At 68.6% G+C, this 26828-nt stretch carries 25 protein-coding genes; 9 read left to right on the forward strand and 16 right to left on the reverse strand.

Annotated elements, in window-relative coordinates:
* Together A5648_RS21425 and glgX are read left to right on the forward strand one after the other, a co-directional pair.
* Positions 1-1804: acyltransferase family protein (locus A5648_RS21425; protein WP_065026495.1), on the forward strand; the 1804-nt coding region annotated here is incomplete at its 5' end.
* Positions 1795-3936 (forward strand): glycogen debranching protein GlgX, encoded by a 2142-nt coding sequence (glgX, locus tag A5648_RS21430; protein ID WP_065026496.1) that lies wholly within the window; start codon positions 1795-1797, stop codon positions 3934-3936. The genes A5648_RS21425 and glgX, both read left to right, overlap by 10 nt.
* A gap of 1 nt (position 3937) precedes the next feature.
* On the opposite strand, the gene A5648_RS21435 is transcribed toward glgX, so the two are convergent.
* The 3 genes from A5648_RS21435 to A5648_RS21445 all read right to left on the reverse strand — a co-directional run bounded on the left by A5648_RS21435 (position 3938) and on the right by A5648_RS21445 (position 7145).
* Entirely contained in the window at positions 3938-5287 is a 1350-nt protein-coding gene (locus A5648_RS21435; RefSeq protein WP_065026497.1) for a threonine/serine ThrE exporter family protein, read from the reverse strand.
* A gap of 90 nt (positions 5288-5377) precedes the next feature.
* Positions 5378-6679: a threonine ammonia-lyase gene (gene ilvA / locus A5648_RS21440; protein WP_065026498.1), complete on the reverse strand. Its 1302-nt coding sequence runs from the start codon at positions 6677-6679 to the stop codon at positions 5378-5380.
* Between the two features lie 28 nt (positions 6680-6707).
* Positions 6708-7145, reverse strand: a complete 438-nt coding sequence (locus tag A5648_RS21445; protein WP_065026499.1) for a nitroreductase family deazaflavin-dependent oxidoreductase — start codon at positions 7143-7145, stop codon at positions 6708-6710.
* Positions 7146-7235: 90 nt separating this feature from the next.
* On the opposite strand from A5648_RS21445, the gene A5648_RS21450 reads away from it, so the two are divergent.
* Positions 7236-7436 carry a hypothetical protein gene (locus A5648_RS21450; protein ID WP_065026500.1) on the forward strand — a complete coding sequence of 67 codons (201 nt, stop codon included), beginning with the start codon at positions 7236-7238 and terminating at the stop codon, positions 7434-7436.
* Between the two features lie 15 nt (positions 7437-7451).
* Here A5648_RS21450 and A5648_RS21455 read toward each other — a convergent pair whose 3' ends face one another.
* The 3 genes from A5648_RS21455 to A5648_RS21465 are packed head-to-tail and all read right to left on the reverse strand — an operon-like array spanning position 7452 to position 10632.
* Entirely contained in the window at positions 7452-7988 is a 537-nt protein-coding gene (locus A5648_RS21455; protein WP_065026501.1) for a DUF488 family protein, read from the reverse strand.
* Between the two features lie 3 nt (positions 7989-7991).
* Positions 7992-9824, reverse strand: coding sequence for a fatty acid--CoA ligase FadD11 (gene fadD11 / locus A5648_RS21460; protein WP_065026502.1), 1833 nt, complete (start codon positions 9822-9824; stop codon positions 7992-7994).
* Between the two features lie 22 nt (positions 9825-9846).
* Positions 9847-10632 (reverse strand): enoyl-CoA hydratase/isomerase family protein, encoded by a 786-nt coding sequence (locus A5648_RS21465; RefSeq protein ID WP_065026503.1) that lies wholly within the window; start codon positions 10630-10632, stop codon positions 9847-9849.
* An 80-nt stretch (positions 10633-10712) separates the two neighbouring features.
* Between A5648_RS21465 and A5648_RS21470 the strand changes: the two genes are divergently transcribed.
* Positions 10713-11546: a class I SAM-dependent methyltransferase gene (locus A5648_RS21470; RefSeq protein WP_065026504.1), complete on the forward strand. Its 834-nt coding sequence runs from the start codon at positions 10713-10715 to the stop codon at positions 11544-11546.
* Between the two features lie 9 nt (positions 11547-11555).
* Here the strand turns inward: A5648_RS21470 and A5648_RS21475 are convergent, their stop codons facing one another.
* The 3 genes from A5648_RS21475 to A5648_RS21485 form a co-directional block, all read right to left on the reverse strand.
* Positions 11556-12296, reverse strand: coding sequence for a hypothetical protein (locus A5648_RS21475; RefSeq protein ID WP_131810607.1), 741 nt, complete (start codon positions 12294-12296; stop codon positions 11556-11558).
* A 156-nt stretch (positions 12297-12452) separates the two neighbouring features.
* On the reverse strand, positions 12453-13142 hold the full coding sequence (locus tag A5648_RS21480; protein ID WP_131810608.1) for a hypothetical protein: 690 nt from the start codon (positions 13140-13142) through the stop codon (positions 12453-12455).
* A gap of 148 nt (positions 13143-13290) precedes the next feature.
* Positions 13291-13698, reverse strand: a complete 408-nt coding sequence (locus A5648_RS21485; protein ID WP_065026525.1) for a MerR family transcriptional regulator — start codon at positions 13696-13698, stop codon at positions 13291-13293.
* Between the two features lie 53 nt (positions 13699-13751).
* On the opposite strand from A5648_RS21485, the gene A5648_RS21490 reads away from it, so the two are divergent.
* On the forward strand, positions 13752-14204 hold the full coding sequence (locus A5648_RS21490) for a PPOX class F420-dependent oxidoreductase (protein ID WP_065026507.1): 453 nt from the start codon (positions 13752-13754) through the stop codon (positions 14202-14204).
* On the opposite strand, the gene dnaE is transcribed toward A5648_RS21490, so the two are convergent.
* Positions 14201-17740: a DNA polymerase III subunit alpha gene (gene dnaE / locus A5648_RS21495; RefSeq protein WP_065026508.1), complete on the reverse strand. Its 3540-nt coding sequence runs from the start codon at positions 17738-17740 to the stop codon at positions 14201-14203. The genes A5648_RS21490 and dnaE overlap by 4 nt on opposite strands.
* Before the next feature lie 137 nt (positions 17741-17877).
* On the opposite strand from dnaE, the gene A5648_RS21500 reads away from it, so the two are divergent.
* Both A5648_RS21500 and A5648_RS21505 read left to right on the forward strand, forming a co-directional pair.
* Positions 17878-18105: a dodecin family protein gene (locus A5648_RS21500; RefSeq protein ID WP_065026509.1), complete on the forward strand. Its 228-nt coding sequence runs from the start codon at positions 17878-17880 to the stop codon at positions 18103-18105.
* Between the two features lie 5 nt (positions 18106-18110).
* Positions 18111-18884 carry a methyltransferase domain-containing protein gene (locus A5648_RS21505; protein WP_065026510.1) on the forward strand — a complete coding sequence of 258 codons (774 nt, stop codon included), beginning with the start codon at positions 18111-18113 and terminating at the stop codon, positions 18882-18884.
* Here the strand turns inward: A5648_RS21505 and A5648_RS21510 are convergent.
* From A5648_RS21510 to lspA, 3 genes are all read right to left on the reverse strand, one after another.
* Positions 18881-20365, reverse strand: a complete 1485-nt coding sequence (locus A5648_RS21510) for a hypothetical protein (RefSeq protein WP_065026511.1) — start codon at positions 20363-20365, stop codon at positions 18881-18883. The two genes, A5648_RS21505 and A5648_RS21510, sit on opposite strands and share 4 nt — an antisense overlap.
* Positions 20366-20472: 107 nt before the next feature.
* Positions 20473-21411 (reverse strand): RluA family pseudouridine synthase, encoded by a 939-nt coding sequence (locus A5648_RS21515; RefSeq protein ID WP_082966627.1) that lies wholly within the window; start codon positions 21409-21411, stop codon positions 20473-20475.
* Between the two features lie 4 nt (positions 21412-21415).
* Positions 21416-22093 (reverse strand): signal peptidase II, encoded by a 678-nt coding sequence (gene lspA, locus A5648_RS21520; protein ID WP_065026526.1) that lies wholly within the window; start codon positions 22091-22093, stop codon positions 21416-21418.
* Positions 22094-22135: 42 nt separating this feature from the next.
* On the opposite strand from lspA, the gene A5648_RS21525 reads away from it, so the two are divergent.
* Complete coding sequence (locus A5648_RS21525) at positions 22136-23074, forward strand: asparaginase (protein ID WP_065026513.1); 939 nt, start codon at positions 22136-22138, stop codon at positions 23072-23074.
* 9 nt (positions 23075-23083) lie between these two features.
* Here A5648_RS21525 and A5648_RS21530 read toward each other — a convergent pair whose 3' ends face one another.
* Entirely contained in the window at positions 23084-24442 is a 1359-nt protein-coding gene (locus tag A5648_RS21530; protein WP_065026514.1) for a DNA polymerase IV, read from the reverse strand.
* Positions 24443-24508: 66 nt separating this feature from the next.
* Here A5648_RS21530 and A5648_RS21535 point away from each other — a divergent pair, with 66 nt between their 5' ends.
* On the forward strand, positions 24509-25075 hold the full coding sequence (locus tag A5648_RS21535) for a class I SAM-dependent methyltransferase (protein WP_065026515.1): 567 nt from the start codon (positions 24509-24511) through the stop codon (positions 25073-25075).
* 1 nt (position 25076) lies between these two features.
* On the opposite strand, the gene A5648_RS21540 is transcribed toward A5648_RS21535, so the two are convergent.
* Together A5648_RS21540 and A5648_RS21545 are read right to left on the reverse strand one after the other, a co-directional pair.
* On the reverse strand, positions 25077-25418 hold the full coding sequence (locus A5648_RS21540) for a DUF732 domain-containing protein (RefSeq protein ID WP_065026516.1): 342 nt from the start codon (positions 25416-25418) through the stop codon (positions 25077-25079).
* A gap of 21 nt (positions 25419-25439) precedes the next feature.
* Positions 25440-26828: a PPE family protein gene (locus A5648_RS21545; protein ID WP_065026517.1), complete on the reverse strand. Its 1389-nt coding sequence runs from the start codon at positions 26826-26828 to the stop codon at positions 25440-25442.

The following is a 26828-nucleotide window of genomic DNA, read 5'->3' on the forward strand; positions in this document are numbered from 1 at the left end:
CGACGAGAGCCTGGCCAGCCTGGGCTACTACCAGAACTGGGAGTTGGCCCGCACCGCCTCGGATTACCTGCGCGCCGGCGAGGCGGTCAGCCCGCTGCAGCACATCTGGTCGATGTCGGTGCAGGGCCAGTTCTATCTCAGCTTCCTGCTGCTGATCTTCGGTTTCGCGTACGCCTTCCGGCGGCTGCTGCGCACCCACCTGCGCACGGCGTTCGTGGTGCTGCTCACCGGGCTGACCGTGGCGTCGTTCTGGTATGCGATCGTCGCGCACCAGTCCAACCAGGCGCTGGCCTACTACAACAGCTTCGCCCGCGCCTGGGAACTGCTGCTCGGCGCGCTGGCCGGGGCGCTCGTTCCCTATATCCGCTGGCCGATGTGGCTGCGGACCACCGTCGCCACCGTTGCGCTGGCGGCGATCCTGAGCTGCGGTGCCCTGATCGAAGGCGTGCGGGAATTCCCCGGCCCCTGGGCGCTGGTGCCGGTCGGTGCCACGGTGGCGTTCATCCTGGCCGGTGCCAACCGGCACACGCACCCGAGCACCAGCGAAAAACTCCCGTGGCCCAGCCGGTGGCTGGCCACCGGGCCGCTGGTGACGCTGGGCGCGATGGCCTACTCGCTGTACCTGTGGCACTGGCCGCTGCTGATCTTCTGGTTGTCCTACACCGGCCACAAACACGCCTCGGTGCTCGAGGGCGCGGGCATCCTGCTGCTGTCCGGCGTGCTGGCCTATCTGACCACCCGGCTCGTCGAGGACCCGCTGCGCTCTCGCGCATCGGCCGCCGCCAAGCCCGCCCCGCAGCGCATTCGCTGGCGGAAACCGTCGGCCGGCTGGTGGAAACGGCCGACGATGGCGTTGGGCTCGACGGTGGTGCTGCTGGGCGTCGCGCTGACCGCGACCTCGTTCACCTGGCGCGAACACGTCACCGTCCAGCGCGCCAGCGGCAAGGAACTGGCCAAGCTCAGCAAAGACGACTACCCGGGTGCCCGCGCGCTGATCAAGCATCAGCGGGTGCCCAAGCTGCGGATGCGGCCCACCATCCTGGAGGCCAAGAAGGACCTGCCGCGCTCCACCCGCGACGGCTGCATCAGCACCTTCACCAATCCGGCCCTGATCAACTGCACCTATGGTGACCCGGAGGCCACCCGAACCGTCGCGCTGGCCGGCGGGTCGCATGCCGAACACTGGCTGCCGGCGCTGGACATCCTGGGCCAGAAACACCACTTCAAAGTGGTGACCTACCTCAAGATGGGTTGCCCGCTGTCCACCGAGAAGGTGCCGCTGATCATGGGCAACAACGCGCCCTATCCGCAGTGCTACGAGTGGGTGGGCAAGACGATGGACAAGTTGATCGCCGACCACCCCGACTTCGTGTTCACCACCGCCACCCGGCCGTGGAACATCAAACCCGGCGACGTGATGCCGGCAACCTACATCGGGATCTGGCAAAGGTTCTCCGAGCACAAAATTCCTATCCTCGGCGTGCGCGACACCCCGTGGCTGGTGCGCGACGGTGACCCCTTCCAGCCGGCGGACTGCCTGGCCTCCGGGGGTGACGCGATGTCCTGCGGCATCAAACGCTCCGAAGTCCTCGTCGACCGCAACCCCACCCTGGATTTCGTCGAACGCTTCCCGCTGCTCAAGCCGCTGGACCTGTCCGATGCGGTGTGCGACACCGACATCTGCCGCGCCGTGGAGGGCAATGTGCTGATCTATCACGACTCCCATCACCTGTCGGCCACCTACATGCGCACCATGACCGGTGAACTCGGCCGGCAGATGGGCGCGGCCACCGGATGGTGGTGAGCCCGGTCGCGCCCGTGGTCTGGCCAGGGCACAGCTACCCGCTCGGCGCCGTCTATGACGGAGCCGGAACCAATTTCGCGGTGTTCTCCGAGGTCGCCGAGCGCGTGGAGCTGTGCCTGATCGACGAGGCCGACAACACCGAGTCCCGGATCCGTCTCGAGGAAGTGGACGGCTATGTCTGGCATGCCTATCTGCCTGGCGTCGGGCCCGGCCAGCACTATGGGTTCCGGGTGCACGGGCCGTTCGACCCGTCGGCGGGGCACCGCTGTGATCCCGGCAAGCTGCTGCTGGACCCGTACGGCAAGGCATTCCACGGCGATTTCGACTTCGGCCCGGAGCTGTTCTCCTACGACCTGAACGACCCGGCCGGTGACGGGCCTCCCCCGGCGCTGGATTCGTTGGGGCACACCATGACCAGCGTGGTGATCAACCCGTTCTTCGACTGGGCCGCCGACCGCTCACCGCGCACCCCGTATCACGAGACGATCATCTACGAGGCGCATGTCAAGGGCATGACCCAGACCCACCCCGGGATACCCGAAGAGCTGCGCGGCACCTACGCCGGGCTGGCGCACCCGGTGATCATCGAGCACCTCAAGTCGCTGAACGTGACCGCGATCGAGCTGATGCCGGTGCACCAGTTCCTGCACGATCATCGGCTGCTGCAACTGGGACTGCGGAACTACTGGGGCTACAACACGTTCGGGTTCTTCGCACCACACAGTCAGTACGCGGCCAGCCGGGTGGCCGGCGGCGCGGTGGCAGAATTCAAGGCGATGGTGCGTGCCTTCCACCAGGCGGGCATCGAGGTCATCCTCGACGTGGTCTACAACCACACCGCCGAAGGCAACCATCTGGGCCCGACGATCAACTTCCGCGGCATCGACAACGCCGCCTACTATCGGCTGTCCGACGACGACCGGCGCCTCTATACCGACTACACCGGTACCGGTAACAGCCTCAACGCTCGCCACCCGCACACCCTGCAGCTGATCATGGACTCGCTGCGCTATTGGGTGACCGAGATGCACGTCGACGGATTCCGTTTCGACCTCGCGTCGACGCTGGCCCGGGAACTGCATGATGTCGATCGGCTGTCCGCGTTCTTCGATCTGGTGCAACAGGATCCGGTGGTCAGCCAGGTCAAGCTGATCGCCGAGCCGTGGGACGTCGGCGAAGGCGGCTACCAGGTGGGCAACTTCCCGGGGCTGTGGACGGAGTGGAACGGCAAATACCGCGACACCGTGCGCGACTACTGGCGTGGTGTACCGGAGACGCTGGGCGAGTTCGCCTCCCGCTTGACCGGATCATCGGACTTATACGAGGCGACCGGCCGGCGGCCCAGCGCCAGCATCAACTTCGTCACCTGCCATGACGGTTTCACCCTGGCAGACCTGGTGTCCTACAACGAGAAACACAACGAAGCCAACGGTGAGGACAACCGGGATGGCGAGAGCTACAACCGGTCGTGGAACTGTGGTGTCGAGGGGCCGACCGACGACCCGGCCATCCTGGCGTTGCGCGCACACCAGGTCCGCAACATCATGGCCACCCTGCTGATCAGCCAGGGCACCCCGATGATCGCGCACGGCGATGAGATGGGCCGCACCCAGCACGGCAACAACAACGTCTACTGCCAGGACTCCGAGCTGTCCTGGATGGACTGGTCGCTGGTCGACAAGAACGCCGACCTGCTGGCGTTCACCCGCGCATTGACCGCCCTGCGCGCCGCGCATCCGGTGTTCCGCCGGCGCCGGTTCTTCGAGGGCCGGCCGATTCGCGGCGGCGACGAGGTGCGGGACATCGCCTGGCTGACACCGGCCGGCCAGGAGATGACCCAGCAGGACTGGGGCAGCGAATTCGGCAGGTGCGTCATGGTTTTCCTCAACGGCGAGGCGCTGCCCGAGCCCGATGCCCGCGGCCAGCGCATCATCGACGACTCGTTTCTGTTGTGCTTCAACGCCGGTGAGACAGCGGTGGACTTCGTCACCCCCAACACCGAGTACGCCCACGGCTGGCAAGCGGTGATCGATACCGCAGATCCCATCGGCGCCAGTGACCTCGAAGTCCAGGCCGGTCAGACCGTGGCGGTCGCCGCCCGCTCGCTGATCATCTTGCAGAAGAGCCGCTGAGCTACGCCGCCCGGCGCCCGAAGTAGCGGATCCCGGCCAGCTGCGGAATCCGGTACGGGCTGCGCACGCGACGCCCCGCGTGTCCGCGACCGCGCAGGTGGTAGCGGCTCAGCTCGCGCCGCACCGAGGGCGCCAACAGCGGCCCCAGCACCGCGCCGGCGCCGAGCGCCAGCGCCAGCCCGACCGCCAATCCGAGCGTGCCGCCGGCGTTGGGCTGGCCGTTGACCAACTGCACGAAGCCCCGGAACAGGGTCAGTCCGGGAACCAGCGGGATGATGCCGGCCATGATGATCACCAGCGGCGTGACGCGCAGCCGGGGCGCGAGCAGCGTGCCGACCAGGCCGGTGGCCGCCGCTGCCGCGAACGAGCTCACGATCGGGTTGGCCTGCACGAGTTGCAGTCCGAAGAACAGCAGCGCCGCGGTCGCCCCCGCAAGACCCGCCGCCAGGGCGGCCTTGGGCTGCGCATAGCCCGCAATCGCGGCGGCCGCCGCGCCGATGGCCCCCGCCAGGGTGTACACCGGCACGCTCAGCACCGCGACCGGCATCTCGGGACTCACGCGCACTGCCACACCGAACACGCGGCCGATCTGTACCGCGATGGAGACGCCGACCAGGATGCCCACCGAGGAGAGCAGGATGTCCATACCCCGCGAGACGGCCGTGAGCTGGTAGCCGGTGATGGCGTCTTGCACCGAGCCGACCGTGGCCAGACCCGACAACAGCACCACGATGTTGGCCGCCACCACCGGCGATACCGGAGTGCCGGCGGGCAGCCAGCCGACGGCGTGCAGGCCGATGGCGACGCCGGTGGCCAGCGCTGCGGCGACCACCTGCTGGAACAACAGCGGCAGCTGCCAGCCGTTGAGCACTCGGCCGACGCGGTCGATCAGTGCGGTGGTGACCGCCGAGACCAGCGCCACCAAGGGCCCGGCGCCGATCAGCACGGAGAAGCCGCCGGCCATGACCGCCCAGCCTACGGTGGCCACCCACCGCGGATAAGGGTGCGCGGCCCGGCTCACGGCGTCCAACTGCTCTTGCACCCACTCGGGGTCGGGCGTCGTGTTCACCACGTGTTCGGCCAGATCGGTGGCCAGCTGCAGCCGGGTGTAGTCCAGCGAGCGCGACTGCACCAGATACATCGCGGTGACCGGGGCGCCGGGCACGCCGCGCGGCACCGACACCCGGATCGAGTTCGCCATGATGTCCACCTGGGTCTGCGGTAATCCGTAGGCGGTGGCGATAGCCAGCATGCTCGAGGCGACGTCGGCGGTTCCCGCCTGTGAGCCCAACAGCAGCTGTCCGAACCGCAGGGCGATATCGAGCACCTTGCGAACGCGGGTTTCATCCATGTGCGTTGTCTGCGATAAAGCCATGGCGGTACCACTACCCGTTCGGCACGATCGGTACCCGCCGCGCGGCGGTCGACTCCGCCCGGACGGCTACAGCAGGTAGCGGTAGGCCGGCGACCCGGGCTCCAGCGGCTCGACGTGGATCTCCGAGGAGCGCATCCGGGCCAGCAGGCCCTCGAGGTCTGCCGCGCAGCCCAGTTGCACGCCGACCAGGGCCTCGCCGGTCTCGCGGTTGTTGCGCTTGACGTACTCGAACAGCGTGACGTCGTCGCCCGGGCCGAGCACCTCGTCGAGGAACCGCCGCAGTGCGCCCGGCTCCTGGGGAAAGTCGACCAGGAAGTAGTGCTTGAGGCCCAGGTGTACCAGCGAGCGTTCCAGTATCTCGCCGTAGCGGGAGACATCGTTGTTGCCGCCGGAGATCAGGCAGACCACCGTGGAGCCTGCGGCGATGCCGGCCTCCAACAACCCGGCCACCGACAGTGCGCCCGCCGGCTCGGCGATGATGCCCTCGTTCTGATACAGGTCGAGCATCGCGGTGCAGACCGCGCCCTCGTCGACGGTGGTGACCGAGACCATGTCGCCGGCGGCGGCGAGCGCCGCGTAGGGCAGCGCCCCGGCGCGCTTGACGGCGGCGCCGTCGACGAACTGATCGACGTGGTCGAGGGTCACCAATTCTCCGGCGGCCAGCGCGGCCATCATCGCGGCGGCTCCGGCCGGCTCGACGCCCAGCACCGCGCTGTTGGTGGTCCGCTGCGCCAGGTAGGTGGTGATGCCGGCGATGCAGCCGCCGCCGCCCACCGGAACGACGACCAGGTCCGGTTCGGCGCCGAGTTGGCCGAGGATCTCCACGGCGATGGTGCCCTGCCCTGCCATCGTCCGCAGGTCGTCGTAGGGCGGCACCAGGGTGGCCCCGGTGCGGGCCACATCGTCCAGCGCCGCCTCCGCCGCCATGTCGTACGTCGCGCCGCCGACGATCAGCTCGATGAAATCGCCGCCGTGGTAGCGGATTCGGTCACGCTTCTGTTTCGGCGTCTTGGCCGGGACATAGACGCGGCCGTGCACACCCAGCGACCGGCAGGCGTAGGCGAACCCCTGGGCGTGGTTGCCGGCCGACGAGCAGACCACCCCGGCGGCCATCTCGTCCTCGCTCAGCTGCACCAAAAGGTTGTAGGCGCCCCGGATCTTGTAGGACCGCACCGACTGCAGGTCTTCGCGCTTGAGGTACACGTTGGCGCCGGTGACCTCGGAGAGCCGGTCGCTGTATTGCAGCGGGGTGGGTGCCACCACCCCGGCAATCCGCTTGGCCGCCGCGTCGACGTCGGCCGCGGTCAGCGGCCCGTTCATCGGGCCCTTCGCGGGGTCACTTCGGGTCTGACGCAGTTCGGCGGACACCGCAATATGGTGCCACCTAGCAGCGGGTTCAGCCCACCGGGGTCAGCACGAACACCGGGATCTGCCGGTCGGTCTTCTTCTGGTAGTCGGCGTAGTCGGGCCAGGCCGCGACAGCCCGCTCCCACCACTGGGCCTTTTCGTCGCCGAAGACCTCGCGGGCTTCGTAGTCGCCGGTGACCGTTTCGTCCTGCAGCTCGACCCGCGGGTTCTTGATCACGTTGTAGTACCAGACCGGGTTTTTCGGGGCGCCGCCCAGCGAGGCGACGATCGCGTACTGACCCTCGTGCTCGACGCGCATCAGCGGCGTCTTGCGCAGTTTGCCGGTCTTGGCGCCGACCGTGGTCAGCAGGATGACCGGCTTTCCCTTCATCTCGGTGCCCTCGGTGCCGCCGGAGGACATGTATTTCTCGGCGTTCTCTCGGGACCAATCCCACGGGCTGGGTGCGTATTCTCCGCTCAGAGGCATGGCGTCAGCTTAGTCCGATGCCGCGACACGCCCACCGGACCGAGAGGTTTCGGCTGGCCTAACAATTGGTTATCGCGTACCGTTAATTGCATGACCACCGCGGAGCGCCCCCGGCAGCAGGTGCCGATCGCGGGCGTGCCCTGGCCGGCCTACAAGCTGGTCGCGCTGGCGGTCGGCGTGGCAACCCTGCTGGGCGTCGGCGCCGTCACGGCCAGTGCGGCCGCCGCGGTGCTGACCGCCGCCGGTGTATGCACCGCGGTGTGGCTCCTCCTGGGCTTGCGGCACGGCTGAGAGTCCGGCCCCGATCTAGTCGGGGGGCGCGCCGTCATAGATCAGCACGTCACCGTCCACTCGTGCCTCCGGGATCGGCCGGTGCGGGCGCAGCTTGCCATCATGCATCAGATGGCGTACCTCGACGCCGCGGACCAGCGTGAGGTAGTCGGCGATCATCCTGCGGTGGCAGCGCCACCACACCGTTTCGGCGCACATCACCGCGATCTGCTCGAGGGCCGCGGTCGCCAGCAGCTCGTCGATCGCGGTCCGGAACTCGGTGGTGCGCATGTGCGCGGCGTAGGACCGAAACGACTCGACGCGCAACCCGGTGTCGGGGCTCTCCCCATTGACTCGGCGCCAGCCGCCCAACCGTGACTCCCACTGGTAGGCGATGCCCGCCTCGGGCAGCCAGCCGGCCATGGCGTCGCGTGCCGAGTCCGGATTGTGCCGGCTGCCGGGCGCGCTGCGAACGTCGACAAGCCGCTGCACCCCGGCGCCGGTCAGCAGCGTTGCGATCTCCGCGGCATCCGCGGTGCCGTGACCGAAGGTGAAAATTGGCGTGGCACTCACCTCTCAGACGGCGGTCGCCGGCCGGGCCGCCTCGGTGGCCGGCGGCTGGTGGATGTGCGGTCCGGGCTCGGCGGCATAGAGCGCCTCGATCTCGTCGGCGTACTTGGCGGCGATCGGCCGGCGTTTCAGCTTCATGGTGAGCGTCACCTCGTCGCCGCCGGGCTCCCACAGCGTGGGCAGCACCTGGAAGCGCTTGATCTGTTCGACCCGCGAGAGCTTGGCGTTGCCGTCGGCCACCCCGGCGGCGATCTTTTCGATCACGCCCGGATCGGCGGCCAGGGCGGCCGGTGTCGCCTCGGCAAGACCGTGCGCGGCGGCGTAAGGGCCGACCGAGTCGGCGTCGAAGACCATCAGCGCGGTGTTGTAGGGCCGGGATTCACCGATGGTGACCATCGCTCCGATCATCGGGCACGACGCCAGAATGGCGTTCTCGATGTTGGCCGGCGACATGTTCTTGCCGGCGGCGTTGATGATCAACTCCTTCTTGCGGTCGACCACCCGCAGATAGCCGTCGGCATCTTGTTGCAGGATGTCGCCGGTGTGCAGCCAGCCATCGGAGTCGATCGCCTCGGCGGTCTTGGCCGGCTCCTTGCGGTAGCCCCGCATCACCAGCGGCCCCCGGACCAGGAACTCGCCGTCCTCGGCGATGCGACTTTCCAAGCCGGGCAACAACTTTCCGACAGTTCCGAGCCGCGCTTCGCTCGGATGGGTGGTCGAGGCGACACAGCTGAGCTCCGACATGCCCCAGACCTCACAGATCGGGATACCGATCCCGGCGAAGAAACCCAGGGTCTCCTTGGGAATCGGCGCCGCGCCCGACACCGCCCAGCGCAGTTCGTCCAAGCCCAGCTTGGCCCGCAGCTTCGACAGCACCAGCTCATCGGCCTGCGCCCACTCGGCCGCCACGTCGTCGGGAACCGGCTCACCGGCCAGCAATGCCGCAGACCGCTTCGCGCCGACCGTCAGCGCCCACTGCAGGGCGGCGCGGCGGTTGTCGTCCGATTCGCCCGCCACCGCGAATTCGATTGCGGCCTTGAGTTTCTCCCAGACCCGGGGAACCGCACCCCAGATCGTCGGCCGCACATCGGGCAGGGCCGCGCCGATTTCGCGGGCGTCTGGCACCACCGTGACCTGCACCCCGGAGATCTCGGAGTTGTAGAGCGCCATCGCCCGGTCGGCGATGTGCGCCGAGGGCAGGTAGGAGGTGATCCGGTCGCCGAAGCGCACCCCGAGCACCGCATCCAGGGCAGCCGCCTCGAACAACAGGTTGGTGTGCGTCATCTCCACCCCCTTGGGCAGCCCGGTGGTCCCGGAGGTATAGATCAGCGTCACAACGTCGTCGGGTTGCACTGCGCGCCACGTCGTTTCGAAGTCGAAGTCGTCTTCACCGGCGGCCAGCAGCTCTTCGATCGACAGGGTGCCGTCGGGGTGCCCGTCGATGCACACGAGGTGTTCGATGGGAGCGCTACTGGCGCGGATCGTCTCGACGTAGGCCTGCTCGCAGATCACCACCTTGGTACCGGCGTTGTCGAACAGGTACCCGAGCTGCTCGGCGGGAAGCGTGTTGTACACCGAGAACGACGTGGCACCGGCGTGTTGAGCCCCGACCTCCAGCGGGTAGAACTCGATCCGGTTGGCCATCATCAGCGATACCGTGTCACCTCGCCGCACCCCGAGCCCCGCCAGTCCGGCCGCCACCTGCTGCACCTGTGCGGCGTAGTCGCGCCAGGTCAGCGTCTGGCCACCGCCGACGGTGCGCACCGCGACCGCGTCGGGATCGATGGCAGCGGTGCGCTGAAACGCCTCACACAACGTCGCCGGTTCACTGCGCGCCATCCCGTCCTCCTGCTCTGCCGCCTCAGCGGCGACTCATCCGTTCCAGATACGCCATTGCCCCCGCCTGCGACTCCGGGTCGTGCAGGGCCGTCACGAGCGCGTCGGCGTCGTTCCAGCTGCGCGCCGTGGCCACCATTCCCTCGCTCACCGCGTTGACCTGACGCTTGGTGCCGCACAACGTGAGCGCGGATTTGCCGACCAGATTCTCGACCAGCGCGTCGACCTCGGCGTCGAGGTCGGCCTGGGGCACCACCCGGTTGAGGAATCCGGCCGCCTTCGCCTCGACGGCGTCGAACGGCCGGCAGGTCATCACCAGTTCCTTGGTGAGCGCCGGGCCGATCTCACGGACCAGCCGCGGGATTCCGCCCCAGGCCAGCGGGATGCCCAAATCGACTTCCGGGATCGAAAACCGGGTGTCCTCGGCGGCCACCCGCAGGTCGCAGGCCGCGGCCAGCACCACCCCGCCGCCGACGCAGTGGCCGTGCAGGCGCGCCACCGTCACCGCCCGCATGGCCTCGATCGCCTCGGCCATCCGCCGCCCGGCGTCAGCGGCCTCCCGCATTGCTGCCGCGCTGTCGCCGGCCGCCGCGAACGCAGCCAGGTCGGCGCCGGCCGAGAAGGCCCGGCCATTGCCGGCGACGACGACGACCTTCACCGCGGGCCGGGCGTCGAACCAGCGGGCCGCCGCCACCAACTCCTCGAGGGTCACGGTGCTCAGCGGGTTGAGCTTGTCCGGGCGGTTCAACGTGATCGAGCCGCGCGCCCCCTCAGCCGCCACCGCCAGGGTGGTCGCCTGCTGCGATTCCATGGCCTCGACCGTAGCGGCGCGACGGGGACATTGGTTCCGGTTTGCCCGCTCGTGTCCAGTCGTCGCCTACGGTGAACCCCATGCCGATTGCCGTGACCGAGTTCAGCCGCCTCGAGCAGACCGCGTTTCTCACCGCCTACGCCCGCGCCCTCGACAACCGCGCCCCCACGCCAATCCTCGGCGACGAGTTCTCGGACCGGGTCGTGGGCTTGATCGACTACGACTTCGCCGGATTCCGGATCCCGGCCAGCGTGGTGCGGCAGACGGCGCTGCGCGCCAAAATGCTCGACGAGCGGGTCCGCAGGTATACCGCCGCGAACCCCGACGCCGTCGTGGTGGATCTCGGCGCCGGCCTCAACGAGCCGCTGGCGCGGGTCCAGCCACCGGCAACCGTCGACTGGTACAGCATCGACCTGCCGCACCTGGTCGCATTGCGCGAGAAGCTGTTGCCGGCTCAGCGCGCCGAGCACGTCATCGCGGCCGACCTGACGTCCACGGACTGGACTGACGGCATCCCGGTCGGCCGACCCACCATGGTGATCGCCGACGGCCTGTTCGCCTTTCTCACCGAACCGCAGGTCATCGCGCTGATCACGCACGTCATCGACTACTTCGGCACCGGCGAGTTGGCGTTCAACGACTACGGCCGGGTGGGCTGGCTCAGTTCCCTGGGGATGAAGCTGGCTCCGCGCGGCATGTTCAGCGTGCTCCGCCAGGTCTGGGCCAACCCCGGCTTCACCGACCCGCACACGCCCGAGCGCTGGGATCCCCGGCTGCGCCTGGTCGAGCAGGCCTGCCTGGCGCACGCCGCCGAGGTCGACTCATTCCCCCCGGCGGCCCGGCGCGTGACCCGGCTTGCCGGCCGCATCAAGTCGGTGGCCGGCAAGGCCCGGGTGCTGCGCTACAAGTTCTGACGGCGCCCGCTACATCGGAGCGGCGCAACCGCCAAGGAAGTCACACGGGTCGAAATCCAGGAGCGCGAACGGGTCGTTCGGGATGACGTAGTCCGGAATCTCTGGAGTCCACGCGTGGAACAGGCTGTTCCACAGCTGTTGCGGGGCCTCCTCGCCGAACTGGATCAAGCCCGCCGAAACACCGTTGAGCGGGTCGGTCACCACCGAGTAGGTCGTGCCGGCGGCGGACATGATCCAGTAGTTCAGGTCGTGCGGCCCCACACCATTGAGGGTCACGTTGGTGAAGGCGCCGTCGAACAGGTTGATCGTGTACATCGAGGAGCCGGCCAGGTAGCCGAAGTTGCCCAGCACACTCAGATCTTCAGGCGTGTCGGCGTTCGGCGTGAAGTCACCGAACTGGTAGGCCGACGTGGAGAACAACGAGTTCCAGTAGTCCTCGATCTTGATGTTGTAGCCGCCGACCTCTTCGCCGTTGAGGGTGACGTTGTAGAGCTGGTCACCCTTCCAGTCGGTGATCCACGGGCGGATGCCCTCATAGGACCAGTCCCGGCCCACGCTTTCGCGGGTCAGCGGCTCCATCACCAGGCAGACAACGCCGTCGCACGTCTCATAGGGGCCGTCCCATCCGGGGACCGGGCTGGTCGTGCTTTCGGCCGTGGCGGTAGCCATCGACATCGGCAGCACAAAGGCCGCGAACCCAGCAGCGGCGCCTACCCCGATCAGGGTAAGAAGACGACGCGATTTCCCCATGAAAGCCTCCGTTAAGCTTGTTGCACTTGAGCACCCGTGATGCCGCAGGTGACCAAACGTTACCCTCGTGTTACCGGATTCACATCCGAATCTGACGAAATTTTTTGTTGCTACTGAGTCTCGGTTCGTTCGGCTTCGACACCATACGCGTTGCTCCTAGAGTCCCGCCACCGAACCGTACTGGCCCGGGTCAAAGTCCAGTCCGGCCCACGGGTCATCCGGGATCAGGTAGTCGGGCACCGGCACATAACTCGAGTTATCGAGACTATTCCACAACAGCGTCGGCGCCGCATCTCCGGTGTACTGGATGTAGTCCTGCGACGCCCCATCCATCGTCACCTCGGTGTTGACGTAGTTCGGCGTGGTGACGATCCAGTAGCTCGCACCGTTGGCCGCGTCATTGATCGTCACCTGGTGGAAGTCGCCAAAAGTGGTGCTATACACGGTCGTACCGGTGAGATCGGCGAAGGCGCCCAGGTCGGCGCCGGTGTCGGCCGCGGTGAAGGCACCGTAGGTGTAGGTGGAGCTGGACATCATCGTGGACCAGTAGTCCTCCACCTTGATGTCATAGCTGCCCGCGTCGACCGTGGCGCCGTCGGCTCCGGTCACCTCGACGTTATAGACCTGGTCCCCCTTCCAGTCGGTGAAGTACGGCCGGAAGCCGCTGTAGGTCCAGGTGTCGGGGTCGTAGACGCCCATGACCAGACACGTCGACCCCTCGCAGGTCTGATAAGGGCCGGGGTCGGCGTAGCCGGCGTGGGCGAGCGCCGCCGGCATGACAAATCCGGCGAACAGGACGGCTGCCACTCCCGCGAGCAGCGATACAACGCGTTGTCGCACAGACATCACTAATAGTCCCTTCCCCCCAGAGCCCCACCAGTTGTGTGGGAAGTTTCAGACGTTACACCGGTGATGCTGTGTTGTTATCGGAAACGGACCTAAGCGTTATGTTGAGGTTGAGCTCGCTTCCGGCCACCGGGCCTGAACAGGCGTTTCAGTGCGCCTCAGCGTGTGGTCGCACCGGCGGCGGGTGGATACCGCAGGTACAGGCATCGATGGAGGGACATCGGCACTGCATGCCCCACTCGATCACCGCCCGCGCCCGGGACAAGGAGTCCAGCTGGGCGTCGATCGCGGCGAGCTTGGCCTGCGCCAGCGCTCGGCTCGCCGGGCGCCCGGGCACGTCGTCGGCGAACAGCAGTTGGATCTCGGTGAGGGCGAAACCCGCGGATTTGCACAGGCCGATGATCTCGAGCCGGGCCAGCACCGCCTCGTCGTAGCGACGCTGGCCACCGAGACGGGCCGGCGGCGCCACCAGGCCGATCTGCTCGTAGTAGCGCAAGGTGGTTGCGGCGACTCCGCTGCGGCGGGCCACCTCACCAATGGTCAATCGGCCGGACAACGACACCCCCTGGCGCTTGACTTAGAGCCAACTCTAGGTTGTTCACTGGCGCCATGCTCGCACAACGACTCGAAGAACTGCACGACGCCCGCTACGCGCTGCTGCGCTCCTTCCGCCGCGACGGCTCGGCGGTGGACACGCCGATATGGTTCGCGCTGGACGGCGCCACGGTGGTGTTCCGCACCAAGATCGGCCCGAAGACCCGGCGACTGGCACTACGCCCGGATGTCGCCTTGGTCCCCTGCGACTACCGCGGCCGGCGCCGTCCCGGCGCCCTCACTGTTGCGGGCCAGGCCACAATTCTCTGTGGCGACGAGGCCGAGGCCGCCAACCGAATCCTGCGCGCGCGTTACGGCTGGCAGTGGACCGTCATACCGATGATCCGGGTTCCGGCCGTGACCAATGTGCACCGCGACTTGCCGCTGCGCGAAAAACTGCGTCGGGCGCGAAGCCGCACCCTCTGGCCGGACAGTGCCATCGTGGCGGTGGCACTCAGGGCCGCTTAGCCGCCCAGGCACCCCGGACCCAGCAGCGCCTTCAGATCGCCCATCAGCGCCGACGACGGCGTCACCCGCAGCGAGGGATCCAACTCCAGCACCGTGATCCGCTCCCCGCTGATCAGCCGCAGCTGCACCTGCGCCGTGCCGGGATGGCGGGTCAGCACCTGCTTGAGAGCGCTGACCTTGTCGATGGTGCATTGCCGGGTCGGCAGACTGACCGCCAGTGGCCGGTCCGCGGCGTTGCCGGAGAAGTCGGGCACCACCAGCTCGTTGGCGATCAGTGAGATCCGGTCGTCGCGGATGGCGACCTTGGCGTTGACCAGCACGACCGCGTCGTCGACGACCTCGGCGCCGTAGGCGGAATAGGTGTGCGGGAAGAACATCACCTCGATGCCGCCGGTAAGGTCCTCCAATTGCGCTGACGCCCAGGGCATCCCGTTCTTGTTGACCCGACGGTTCACCGATGCCAGGATGCCGCCCACCCGCACCTGGGTGTCGTTGGCGATGTCGCCCTCCAGAATCGCCGGAATCTGGGTGTCGACCTGGGTGGCCAGCAGGTGCGCGATGCCGTTGAGCGGATGCCCGGACACATAGAGCCCGAGCATCTCGCGCTCCAGGGCCAGTTTGTGCTTGTCGGCCCACTCCTCCTCGGGAACCCGGATGCCGAACACCGCGTCGGCGCCGGCGCTGTCACCGTCTGCGCCGCCGAACAGGTCGAACTGACCCATCGCCTGGGCCTTCTTGGTGCCCAGCACCGAGTCGACGGCGTCGGTGTGCACCAGGAACAGGCCCTTGCGCGGATGCCCCAGCGAGTCGAAGGCGCCGGCCTTGATCAGCGATTCGGTGACCTTCTTGTTGCAGGCGGCGATATCGATCTTGTTGAGATAATCGGAGAAATCGGTGAACCGGCCCTTGTGCGTTCGGGTGCCGATCAGCGACCCGACCACGTTGGCGCCGACATTGCGCACCGCGCCCAGTCCGTAGCGGATGTCGGCGCCCACCGAGGCGAAGTTCAGTTCGGATTCGTTGACGTCCGGCGGCAGCACCGTGATGCCCAGGCGGCGGCAGTCGGCCAAATACACCGCGGCCTTGTCCTTGTCGTCACCGACCGACGTCAACAGGCCGGCCATATATTCGGCCGGGTAGTTGGCCTTGAGGTAGGCCGTCCAGTACGACACCAGGCCGTAGCCGGCCGCGTGCGATTTGTTGAACGCGTAGCCCGCGAACGGAAGGATGGTGTCCCACAACGCTTTCACGGCCTTCTCGGAGAACCCGTTGGCCGTCATCCCTTCGTAGAAGCCTTTGTACTCGGCCTCCAGCACTTCAAGCTTCTTCTTGCCCATGGCTTTACGGAGCGCATCGGCTTTGCCCATCGTGTAGGAGGCCACCTTCTGCGCGATGAACATGATCTGCTCTTGGTAGACGATCAGGCCGTAGGTTTCCGACAGGATCTCGCGCAGCGGCTCCTCGAGTTCGGGATGGATGGGCTTGATCGCCTGGCGGTTGTTCTTCCGGTCGGCGTAGTCGTTGTGGGCGTTCATGCCCATCGGGCCGGGCCGGTACAGCGCCAGCACCGCCACGATGTCATTGAACTCGGTGGGCTGCATGCGACGCAGCAGGTCACGCATCGGGCCGCCGTCTAGTTGGAACACCCCCAGCGTGTCACCGCGGCCCAGCAGTTCATAGGTGGCCGGATCGTCCATCGGCAGCGAATCCAGGTCGAGGTCCACGCCCCGATTGGCTTTGATGTTCTCCAGGCAGTCACCGATGATCGTCAGGTTGCGCAGGCCCAGGAAGTCCATCTTCAGCAGGCCGATTTCTTCGCACGACGGGTAGTCCCAGCCGGTGATGATGGCGCCGTCCTGCGGCCGCTTCCACAGCGGGATCGCGTCGATCAGCGGCTCGGAGCTCATGATCACCGCACAGGCGTGCACGCCGGCGTTGCGGACCAGGCCTTCCAGACCGCGCGCGGTCTCATAGATGGTGCGCACGTCGGGATCGGTGTCGATCAGCGTGCGGACCTCGGCGGCCTCCTTGTACCGCTCGTGGGTCGGGTCGGTGATGCCCGACAGCGGGATGTCTTTGGCCATGATCGGCGGGGGCAGTGCCTTGGTGATCCGGTCGGCGATCGCATAACCGGGCTGCCCGTAATGCACGCGTGCCGAATCTTTCAGCGCCGCTTTGGTTTTAATGGTGCCGAAAGTGATCACCTGGGCGACTCGGTCACTGCCCCATCGCTCGGCGGCATAGCGCACCATCTCGCCGCGGCGACGGTCGTCGAAGTCGATGTCGATATCGGGGGCCGACGGCCGCTCCGGGTTGAGGAAGCGTTCGAACAGCAGCCCGTGCGGAATCGGGTCGATATTGGTGATGCCCAGCGCGTAGGCCACCAGGGACCCGGCCGCCGAGCCGCGGCCCGGACCCACCCGGATGTTGATCGAGCGCGCGTAGTTGATCAGGTCCGCGACGATCAGGAAGTAGGACGGAAATCCCTTGCCGCAGATGACATCGATCTCATAGGCGGCGCGCTCGGTGTACTCGGCCGGCACCCCGGCCGGAAAACGGTTCTGCAGGCCGGCCTGCACCTCGTGGCGCAGCCAGGACCCCTGGTCGTGGCCGTCGGGAACGGGGAACACCGGCATCCGGTCGCGCGGGGTCCAGATGTCGGCGTAGGACTGCACCCGCTCGGCGATCAGCAAGGTGGAATCGCAGGCGTCGGGGATGGTGTCGTCCCACAACGCCCGCATCTCGGCGGCTGACTTGAGGTAATAGCCGTCCCCGTCGAACTTGAACCGGGTCGGATCCGACAGCGTCTTGCCGGTCTGGATACACAGCAGCGCTTCGTGGTTCTGCGAGGCGTCGCGGGTGACGTAATGGCAGTCATTGGTGGCCAGCGCGGGAATGCTGAGCTTTCGACCGACGTCCAGCAGCCCGTCGCGCACCCGGCGCTCGATGGACAGGCCGTGATCCATCAATTCCAGGAAGTAGTTTTCGGCGCCGAAGATCTCTCGCCATTTCGCGGCCGACTCCAGCGCCTCGCGCTCCTGGCCGAGCCGCAGCCGGGTCTGCACCTCCCCCGACGGGCAACCGGTGGTGGCGATGATGCCCTCGGCGTGCTCGGCGATCAGTTCGACGTCCATCCGCGACCACTTGCCAAGTTGGCCCTCGAAGGAAGCCAGCGAGGACAGCTTGAACAGGTTGCGCAACCCGGTGGCGTTCTCGGCGACCATGGTCAGGTGGGTGTAGGAACCACTGCCGGAGACGTCGTCGCTCTTCTGGCCGGGATCGCCCCAGTGGACCCGGCGGGTGTCGAACCGAGAACCGGGGGCGATGTAGGCCTCCACCCCGATGATCGGCTTGATGCCGGCTTTGGTCGCGGCGTTGTAGAACTCGCTGGCGCCGAACATGTTTCCGTGGTCGGTCATCCCGATCGCGGGCATCTCCAGCCGCTGGGCCTCGGCCAGCATGGGGGCGATCTTCGCCGCACCGTCCAGCATGGAGTACTCGGTGTGGTTATGCAGGTGTACGAACGAAGATCCCATAGGTTCGCCAGTCTATGACCGGCCACCGACGGCACTCGGCGTGTCGGCGGGTGTGTCTTCTCCGCGGGCGTTTCGCGGGACAGCGGCCGCCGCCGTGCACTACGTTGAGGTTCGCCGGAAGCGGAGGAGACACATACATGAGCGTGTACCGGGTGATCGACATTATCGGGACGAGTCCATCGTCGTGGGAGAACGCCGCGGCCGAGGCGGTGCACCGGGCCAAGCAAACCATCGACGACATCCGCGTCGCTCAGGTCGTCGAGCAGGACCTCACCCTCGACGAAAAAGGCGGGATCATCTACCGCACCAAGCTGCGGATCTCCTTCAAGATCCGGCCGCCGAAGGCATCACGCGAACCCAGCTGACCACCGTGCCGCGACGCTTCGACGAGCTGGTCGCCGAGGCCGCCGCCGCACCGGTCGACGGCTGGGAGTTCTCCTGGCTGGACGGCCGGGCCACCGAACAGCGGCCGTCGTGGGGGTATCAACGTCAGCTGGCGCAACGATTGTCGGGCGTGGCGGCCGCAGTCGACCTGCACACCGGTGGCGGCGAGGTGCTGGCGGGCATCGAGCAGTTCGGTACCTTCCCGCCCGCTATGGCCGCCACCGAGTCGTGGCCGCCGAATGCCGCCCGCGCCACCACGCTGCTGCATCCGCGTGGCGTCGTGGTGGTGACCGTGCCGGACCGGCCGCCGTTGCCGTTCGGCGATGACGCATTCGATCTGGTCAGCAGCCGGCACCCGTTGGCGACGTGGTGGGACGAGATCTTTCGGGTGCTGCGGCCCGGCGGTCATTACTTCGCCCAGCAGATCGGTCCGGCGACGATGCTCGAGCTCAGCGAGTTCTTTCTCGGGCCGATGCCGGGCAAAGGCGCCCAATACGAGCCCGAAGCGGTGCGTGCCGACGCGGCGGCCGCCGGTATGGAGGTGCTCGATCTGCGGATGGAACGGCTGCGCGCCGAGTTCTTCGATATCGGCGCGGTGATCTATTTCCTGCGCAAGGTGATCTGGACGGTGCCCGACTTCGCTGTCGACGAGCACCGGGACCGGCTACGCGAGCTGCATGAGCGCATCGAGGCCCAAGGCCCGTTCGTCGCGCACGCCACCCGGGTGCTCGTCGAGGCCCGCAAACCCGCGAATCCCTAGGCGGGTGAGGAGTAGCGCTGATAGCACAGCTCGGCGTCGCCCAGCAGCCCGGAACGGAACGCCTGGATCCGGGTGAAACCGGCCGGCACCGCCGCGCCGTCGGCGCCGCTGGCGGCCAGGCCGTTGGTGAGCAGGCCGGTGACCGCCTCGTCGAGGTCGTCGGCGCTCAGCGTCCCGCGGGTGCCCTCGTCCGACGATTCCGACAGGCGCCGCTGCCCCAGCCCCGTCAGGCACGCGGTGCGCAGCCCCGCCATCGCCGAGGTCAACTCGACACCGCGCTGGTGCTGCAACGCCAGCATGTAGCGCGACATCACCACCGACAACGCAGTATTGGCTCCGTGCAGCATCAGCCGGTTCCCGCCGTCGTCGTCGAGGGCGCCGGTCAGGCGCTGCAGACCGGGCAGGTCGACGGCGATGGTGTTGACAGCCGGGCAATACGACACCGGTGGGCTTGCCGCACCGTCGGGGCACGCCGACGCGATGGACAGCGCGGGCGGGCGCACCGGGCGGAAACGGGTGTTGAGCGCCTCGATCATCCGCCTCAGGCGGCCTTCATCGATGCGGGTCACCGGCGACGGCGTGTGAGAGGTGGGTCCGACCCGCAACGACGCCGGCGTGCCGGCCCGGCGGTGCTCGATGTCGCCGGTGTCGATCTCGGTGCAGCGCTGCACGCCGGTGTCGAAGCCCAGCTGCAGGGCACCGATCCGGTCCAGCGCGGTGCCGTGCCCGGCTCCGACGACCAGTTCGCCGTCCGGGCCGGGCACCGGATCGCGCAGCGTGATCAGCCCGGCCAGCAGCCCGTTGAGTCCGTCGGTGGTGCTCAGGGTCAGGCGGGGTGAATCGCCTTCGGCGACCCAGCGCAAATAAGCCCCGGTGAAGCAGTCGGCCTGCTGTTCGGCCACCAGGACCGGCGTCGAGCTGTCGACCAGCTTGGCCATGTCCTGCACCGCGTGCCCGTATTCGTGCGCCAGCACCCCGGTGACCGCCATGTCGCCGAAGTAGCGCTTGGCGCCCGGCAGCAACACCCCTCGGTCCCACGCCATCTTGTCGTGGCCGTAGCAATAGAACGCGTTGACGAACCCGTGGGTATTGACACCGCAGAGCGTCGAGCCGGCGGCGTCGCTGGAGTCATAAGAGATCAGCGTGCCGACCGGGGCGAAGCGGCCGTGCAAACCGTCGTAGTTGCGCTGCCAGAAGTCCGCGATGTCGTTGACCGACAGCAGTGCCAGCCGATCGATGTCGCCGCCGTCGCCGTCACGGACGGTACCGGTCGCCACGGGGGCGTCCGGGCGCGGCCCGCTGGGGCCGTCGGTCACCGGCAGGCCGCTGACCCGCCATGGGTCGTAGCGCATCGAGACCGGCCGGCCGTCGACGGTGTTGCTGTAGCCCGCCGGCGCCAGCGCCGCGGCCGCGCTGACCAATCCAGCGGTCAGCAACGCGCCGGCCCACCGAATACCTCGCCTGCACCGGCGTTGTCTCATACTCCGACCTCGCCCGTAAACCTGCACTACGACCCGCAAAGGATAGGGGGTGCTGCACCGGCACCCAAATCGGCGCGCCGTACCGGTTCCTGGAAACGCGGCGCCCTTTACAGCGCGTGCTGGTCGCGGTGCCGCAGCACGTCGAGGGCGTGTTGGAGATCACCCGGGTACTCGCTGGTGATCTCGACGCGCCGCCCGTCGCCGGGGTGGGCGAAGGCCAGCGAGCGGGCGTGCAGCCACTGGCGTTCCAATCCCAGCTTTTTGGCCAGGGTCGGGTCGGCGCCGTAGGTGAGGTCGCCGCAGCACGGATGCCGCAGGGCGGCGAAGTGCACCCGGATCTGGTGGGTGCGCCCGGTTTCCAAGTGCACGTCGAGCAGGCTGGCGGCGACGAAGGCCTCCACCGTGTCGTAGTGGGTGATGCTGTGCCGGCCGTCGGCGGTGACGGTGAACTTCCAGTCACGGCCGTGGTGCCGGCCGATCGGGGCGTCGATGGTGCCGCTGGACGGATCCGGATGGCCCTGCACCAGCGCGTGGTAGCGCTTGTCGACGGTGCGGGCCTTGAAGGCGCGTTTGAGCGCGGTGTAGGCGCGCTCGGAGATCGCCACCACCATCACCCCCGACGTGCCGACGTCGAGGCGGTGCACGATGCCCTGGCGTTCGGGCACCCCGGAGGTGGTGATGCGGTAGCCGGCCGCGGCCAGCCCGCCGAGCACGGTGGGCCCGGACCAGCCGACCGACGCGTGGGCGGCCACCCCGGCGGGTTTATCGACGGCGACGATGTCGTCATCGGAGTACAGGATCGTCATGCCCTCGACCTCGGTCGGGGTGTTCTCCAGCGGAGCCGGCGGCGCGGGCAGGCGCACGTGTAACCACGCGCCGGCGGCCAACCGGTCGGACTTGCCGGCGGGTGCCCCGTCCAGTTCGACGTCGCCGTTCTCGGCCAGGGTGGCGGCAACCGTGCGGGACAGACCCAGCAGTCGGGCCAACCCGGCGTCCACGCGCATGCCGGCCAGCCCCTCCGGCACCGGCATGGACCGTTCGGTCACGCCATCAGGCCTGGTCACCCGCGCCCGACTGGGGGCGCGGCTCCTCGGCATCGCTCCGCGCTGCCTCGTCGCCGGCGCGGTGCTGATGGCGCGGCTCCTCGGCATCGCTTCGCGCTGCCTCGTCGCCGGCGCGGCGACGGCCCACGGTGTCGAAGTCGAAGCCGAACACCGACAGCCCGACCAGCAGGATCGCACCGCCCACCACCGCGGGATCGGCGACGTTGAACACCGGCCACCAGCCGATGGAGAGGAAGTCGACGACGTGGCCCTGCAGATGGCCGGGCGCCCGGAAGAACCGGTCCACCAGATTGCCCAGTGCTCCGCCGAGGATCATGCCCAACCCGACCGCCCACCACGGCGACACCAGGCGGCGCGACATCCAGATGATGCCGAGCACCACCGAGCTGGCGATCAGCGTCAGCACCCAGGTGTAGCTGGTGGCCATCGAGAACGCGGCACCGGAGTTGCGCACCAGGGTCCAGGTCACGGTGTCGCCGATGATCGACACCGGCTGACCGGGGGTCAGCATCTTCACCGCGAGCACCTTGGTGACGACGTCGACCACCAGCACGACCGCGGCCACCGACAGCAGCAGGCCCAGCCGCCGCGGCGGCGCGGCCGGCTCCGGGTCCGGCACCGGATCGACGGCCGGCTCGGTCGAGTCGGTTGTCTCGTCAGTCACGCCCCCCATCATCCCTTAGCGCGCGTGCGGCATGATCGCGGCATGGTGTCCAAGCGCCTCACGGTCATCACCACCGGCGGAACGATCGCCGCCAGTACCGATGACGGCGGGGTGCGCCGGCCGACCGTGCACGGTACCGATCTGGTCGCCGGTCTCGACTCCGGCGCCGACGTCACGGTGGTCGACCTGATGGCGCGCGACAGCTCGGAGCTGGCCCCGGCCGACTGGGAGCGGATCCTGACCGCGGTGCGGGCCGCCGTGGACGGTGGCGCCGACGGGGTGGTGGTGACCCACGGCACCGACACCTGCGAAGAGACCGCGCTGTGGCTGGAACTGGGCTACACCGGGGTCGCCCCGGTGGTGCTGACCGGAGCGCAGCGCAGCGCGGACGCTCCGGACGCCGACGGTCCGGGCAACCTGCGCGACGCGCTGACGCTGGCCGCCGACCCGGCGGCGCGAGGGCTCGGCGTGCTGGTGTGCTTCGCCGGGCAGGTGCTGGCGCCGCTGGGCCTGTCCAAGACGACCACCACCGATCTGACCGGTTTCAGCGGGCCACGGCTGGGCACGGTGGCGGATGGGCGGGTGCGGCTGAACGACGGCAAGGCCCGTCCCCACCTGGAGGTGGCAGAGGCCCCCCGGGTTGACGTCATCACGCTTTACGCCGGCGCGGATGCGGTGGCCCTGGACGCCTGCGTGGCCGCCGGTGCGCGCGCGGTGGTGCTGGAGGCGTTGGGCTCCGGCAACGCCGGGTCCGCCGTGATCGAGGGCGTGCGTCGGCACTGCCGCGACGGGGTGGTGGTCGCGGTGTCCAGCCGGGTGCCGGATGCGCGGGTCGGTGCGGCCTACGGGCCGGGCCGGGCGCTGGTCGACGCCGGTGCCGTCATGGTGCCGCGGCTGCGGCCCCCGCAGGCCCGGGTCCTGCTGATGGCGGCGCTGGGAGCGGGGCTGCCGGTCGACGACGTCATCGACCGGTGGGGCTGACCCGCTCCCCTAAGCTGGCTCCTCCGGGCTGGCGGCGAAACCGGGCCAATCCAGGCTTTCGACCGGGTCGGCGCGGGTGATCGCCGGCTCGTCGATCGGAAACGTCCGCACCGGTCCCGGGCCCGAGCTGCGGGTCTCGAATCGCACCGTCATCACCCCGTGGCCGGCCCCCTGCACCCAGCCGTGCCCCAGCTCGCGGTGGGCGACGTCATCGCCGATCCGCCACGGCGCGGTGGCCGGCGGTGAAATCGCCTCTGCGGCAGGTGTTTCCGGCGACTCCGATGCGGCGGGTTCCGGAAAAGCCAGATCCGGGAACAGTGACTCCTGGCGGACATCGGTCAACCCGGAGAACCCCACCCCGAGCAGCCGGATCGGGCCGACCTGCTGCGGGTCGAGCAGCAGCCTGGCCGCCGCCGAGGTCAACGCGGCGGCATCGGTGGTCGCGTAGGGCAAGGTGGCCGAGCGGGTCAGCACGCTCATGTCGGCCTTCTTGAGTTTCACCGTCACCGTGCGCGCGCCCCGGCCGTCGCGCAGCAGCCGGCGATAGGCGTGCTCGCCGATCGGGCCGACCTCGGCGCGCAGCTGCTCCAGCGTGGTCAGGTCGGTGGCGAAGGTGGATTCGGCGCTGATCTGTTTGGCCTCGGCGCGTTCGGCGACCGGGCGGTCGTCGATCCCGCAGGCCAAGCGGTGCAGGGCGGGACCGATCGTGGCGCCCAGAATGTCGGCGACCTCGCTATCGGTCAGCGCGGCGAACTGCCCGATGGTGGCGATGCCCAGCCGGTGCAGCTTCTCTTCGGCGACCGGGCCGATCCCCCACAGCCGGCGCACCGGCAGGCCGTCGAGCAGCAGCCGTTCCTCGGCGCGGCTGACCACCCGCACCCCGTCGGGTTTGGCCAGATCGGAGGCGATCTTGGCGATCTGCTTGCCCGAACCGGCCCCCACCGAGGCCACCAGGCCGGTTTCCTCGCGCACCCGGCGCCGCAACTGCTCGCAGAACCGTTGCACGTCCTCGGCGCTCGTCCCCGCCAGCTCCGCCGGTTCGCCGAACGCCTCGTCGAAGGACAACTGCTCGACGACCGGGATCACCGCACGCACGATCTGGAAGACCCGGCGGCTGGCCATCCCATAGACCGCGCCGCGGGGCGGTAACACCACCGCGGCGGCGCCCACCAGCCGGCGCGCCTGATGCATCGGCATCGCCGAGCGCGCCCCGAACACCCGCGACTCGTAGCTGGCACCGGCCACCACGCCGCGACCGCCCAGCCCGCCGACCAGTACCGGCCGTCCGCGCAGCGTCGGGCGGGTCAACTGCTCGACGGAGGCAAAGAAGGCGTCCATGTCCAGGTGCAGGACCCACCGCGCGTCCACAGTGCTCGATCCTATTGGGCCGCAAGTGCGCCGCCGCCGGCCGACGCGGGACTAGCGTGAGATTCCATGGCGATGAATCTGGTTCACCGGCTGTGTTGCAGTTCGGCGTATTGGGCGCGCAGCGTCGAGCACAAGCTGCTGCCGTGGGCGCTCGCCGGCGTGGACCTCGGGGACGACACCTTGGAGGTCGGCCCGGGCTACGGCGCCAACATGCGGTGCCTGCTGGAGATGACGCCGCAGTTGACCGCGGTCGAAATCGATCCCCCGATGACCGAGCGGCTCCAGGCGAGATACGGCTCGCGGGCGCGCATCATCAACGGCGACGGCACCGACACCGGCCTGCCGGCCGGGAAGTTCAGTTCGGTGGTGTGCTTCACGATGCTGCATCACGTCCCGACGCCTGCGTTACAGGATCGGTTGTTCGACGAGGCGTTTCGCGTGCTCAAGCCCGGCGGGGTGTTCGCCGGGAGCGACGGCGTGCATTCGACCACGTTCCGCCTCTTGCACACTCGCGACACCTACAACCCGGTCTCCCCCGAGACGCTTCCGGACCGGTTGCAGCGCAGCGGATTCGCTGATGTGGAGGTGCGCAGAGCCGGCGGGCGCCAACGCTGGCGAGCAGTCAAGCCGTGAACTACTTGGCCGACTTGGCCGGGGTGAGCTGCTGCGGGCAATAGGTTTTGGCCGCGATCGCCGCGAACTGGGCGGCGCCGCTGATGGTCAGCGCCGGATTGGCCTCGCGCAGATCGGTGAGCAGCTCCAAGCCGCTTTCGCCGTTGGCCGCCAGACCGCAGACCGCCTGGCCGGCCGCCACGGCCTGCGCCGGGTCATCGAAGGTGATACCCACCTGGTGCAGCGAGGTGATGAAGTCGGTCGGATCCACGGCGCTCGCCTCGACGACACCGGGTTCGGCGTGCGCCGGCGCGGCAAGAACGATCGCGGGCAGTGCCACCAACGGGGCGAACAAGACTCGCATTGCAGACCTCCTGGACATCGGTCAGCCGAGCGCGGATTGCGCCCCGGCGGGCACTTCCTCGCCCTCGGCGCACACGTGGACGGCGTGGATACCCGGCTTCAGCGACAGCTTGGCGACCAGATCGTCGAGCCCGGCTTCGTCGACGTTCCAATGCTGCACCACGTCCGGCGTCTGCTGCAGCTGGGCAATGACCTGATCGAGCTTGACCGGAGCGTCACGGTTCTTGGTGTTGGTCGTCATGACTCGCACGCCCGGGCTGGCCACCCGCGCGGCCGGGCCGCCCAAAGCAGCTCCGGTCATGCTGCCCAGCGCGGCCGGACTGAGCAGTCCGCCGAGCCCTGCTGATGGCGCCGCGGCTGCTGCGGCGTTGGGCAACGCCAGCGAAGCCAGCTTGATCGCCGGGGCGGCGGTGGCCCAGCTGGGCGGCACCGACAGCGCCCCCACCGTCGAGGCGCTGCCCGCGGTCGCCGCGGCCGTGGCCAGGCCGCGGGCCGCGCCCGCGACCGGGCCGCCGCCGGTCAATCCGGTGCTCATAAGTCCGCCGCCCAGCGCCGATTTCGCGATCACCGGCGCACTGGGAAGCTTATGGAACAGCCTGACCTGGGTCATGCCCAGGTTGGTGGTGCCGCCCACCGCATTGGTCCAGGTGCCCTCCGAGCCGATCGAGGACTGGAAGTTCCAGAACGACTCGTAGAGCCCCGCCAAGTCGGGATTTCCGGTGGCGCCGTTGATCGCGCCCTCCGCCGCATCGGTGTAGCTGTTGGGTGCGGTGCTGATGGACTGCCCCAGCCTCGACAGCAGTGATTGCGCGTTGGAGCCTGCCGAGGCCTGGGTCGCCTCCGCGGTCGCGGCGGCCTGGCGGGCCGTGCCGCTGTCGTCGGTGGTCTGGGCCGGCGCCGCGAACGGTGTCAGCTGGGTGGCCGCCTGCGACTCGGTGGCGTAGCCGACCATCGCCGCGACGTCTTGCGCCCACATCTGGCCGTACTGGGCTTCGACGGTGGCGATCTCGGCGCTGTTCTGCCCCAGGATGTTGCCGGCCACCAACGATGCGAGCTGAACGCGATTGGTTGCGATCACCGGCGGCGGCACGATTCCGGCGAAGGCGGACTCGTAGGCACCCGCCGCGGCCCTGGCCTGGCCGGCGGTCTCCTCGGCTTGCGCGGCCGTGGTCGACAACCAGCTCACGTACGGGGCAACCGCGGCCGCCATGGCTGCAGCGGCCGGCCCCTGCCATCCACCGCTGGTGAGCCCCGAGACCACCGCGGCGTACGACTCTGCGGTGGCATGCAATTCGCCGGCCAGGCCGGTCCAGGCCGACGCGGCGCTCAGCAGGGGCGCCGCACCCGGACCCGAATAGATCAGACCGGAGATGATCTCCGGCGGCTGCGCCGCGAAGCTCTGAAAAACCAT

It is taken from the genome of Mycolicibacter sinensis (genome assembly GCF_001673565.1).
Classification (GTDB): Bacteria; Actinomycetota; Actinomycetes; order Mycobacteriales; family Mycobacteriaceae; genus Mycobacterium; species Mycobacterium sinense_C.

What these genes read in the sequence shown, in the direction of transcription:
- A5648_RS21475 (WP_131810607.1), bottom strand. Translation starts at nt 12,296, where the DNA reads ATGGGGAAATCGCGTCGTCTTCTTACCCTGATCGGGGTAGGCGCCGCT.
- fadD11 (WP_065026502.1), bottom strand. Translation starts at nt 9,824, where the DNA reads ATGGCGCGCAGTGAACCGGCGACGTTGTGTGAGGCGTTTCAGCGCACC.
- A5648_RS21525 (WP_065026513.1), top strand. Translation starts at nt 22,136, where the DNA reads ATGGTGTCCAAGCGCCTCACGGTCATCACCACCGGCGGAACGATCGCC.
- A5648_RS21465 (WP_065026503.1), bottom strand. Translation starts at nt 10,632, where the DNA reads ATGGAATCGCAGCAGGCGACCACCCTGGCGGTGGCGGCTGAGGGGGCG.
- A5648_RS21435 (WP_065026497.1), bottom strand. Translation starts at nt 5,287, where the DNA reads ATGGATGAAACCCGCGTTCGCAAGGTGCTCGATATCGCCCTGCGGTTC.
- A5648_RS21540 (WP_065026516.1), bottom strand. Translation starts at nt 25,418, where the DNA reads ATGCGAGTCTTGTTCGCCCCGTTGGTGGCACTGCCCGCGATCGTTCTT.
- A5648_RS21490 (WP_065026507.1), top strand. Translation starts at nt 13,752, where the DNA reads ATGCTCGCACAACGACTCGAAGAACTGCACGACGCCCGCTACGCGCTG.
- A5648_RS21480 (WP_131810608.1), bottom strand. Translation starts at nt 13,142, where the DNA reads ATGTCTGTGCGACAACGCGTTGTATCGCTGCTCGCGGGAGTGGCAGCC.
- A5648_RS21450 (WP_065026500.1), top strand. Translation starts at nt 7,236, where the DNA reads ATGACCACCGCGGAGCGCCCCCGGCAGCAGGTGCCGATCGCGGGCGTG.
- A5648_RS21500 (WP_065026509.1), top strand. Translation starts at nt 17,878, where the DNA reads ATGAGCGTGTACCGGGTGATCGACATTATCGGGACGAGTCCATCGTCG.
- A5648_RS21545 (WP_065026517.1), bottom strand. Translation starts at nt 26,828, where the DNA reads ATGGTTTTTCAGAGCTTCGCGGCGCAGCCGCCGGAGATCATCTCCGGT.
- A5648_RS21535 (WP_065026515.1), top strand. Translation starts at nt 24,509, where the DNA reads ATGGCGATGAATCTGGTTCACCGGCTGTGTTGCAGTTCGGCGTATTGG.
- A5648_RS21445 (WP_065026499.1), bottom strand. Translation starts at nt 7,145, where the DNA reads ATGCCTCTGAGCGGAGAATACGCACCCAGCCCGTGGGATTGGTCCCGA.
- A5648_RS21510 (WP_065026511.1), bottom strand. Translation starts at nt 20,365, where the DNA reads ATGAGACAACGCCGGTGCAGGCGAGGTATTCGGTGGGCCGGCGCGTTG.
- A5648_RS21470 (WP_065026504.1), top strand. Translation starts at nt 10,713, where the DNA reads ATGCCGATTGCCGTGACCGAGTTCAGCCGCCTCGAGCAGACCGCGTTT.
- glgX (WP_065026496.1), top strand. Translation starts at nt 1,795, where the DNA reads ATGGTGGTGAGCCCGGTCGCGCCCGTGGTCTGGCCAGGGCACAGCTAC.
- dnaE (WP_065026508.1), bottom strand. Translation starts at nt 17,740, where the DNA reads ATGGGATCTTCGTTCGTACACCTGCATAACCACACCGAGTACTCCATG.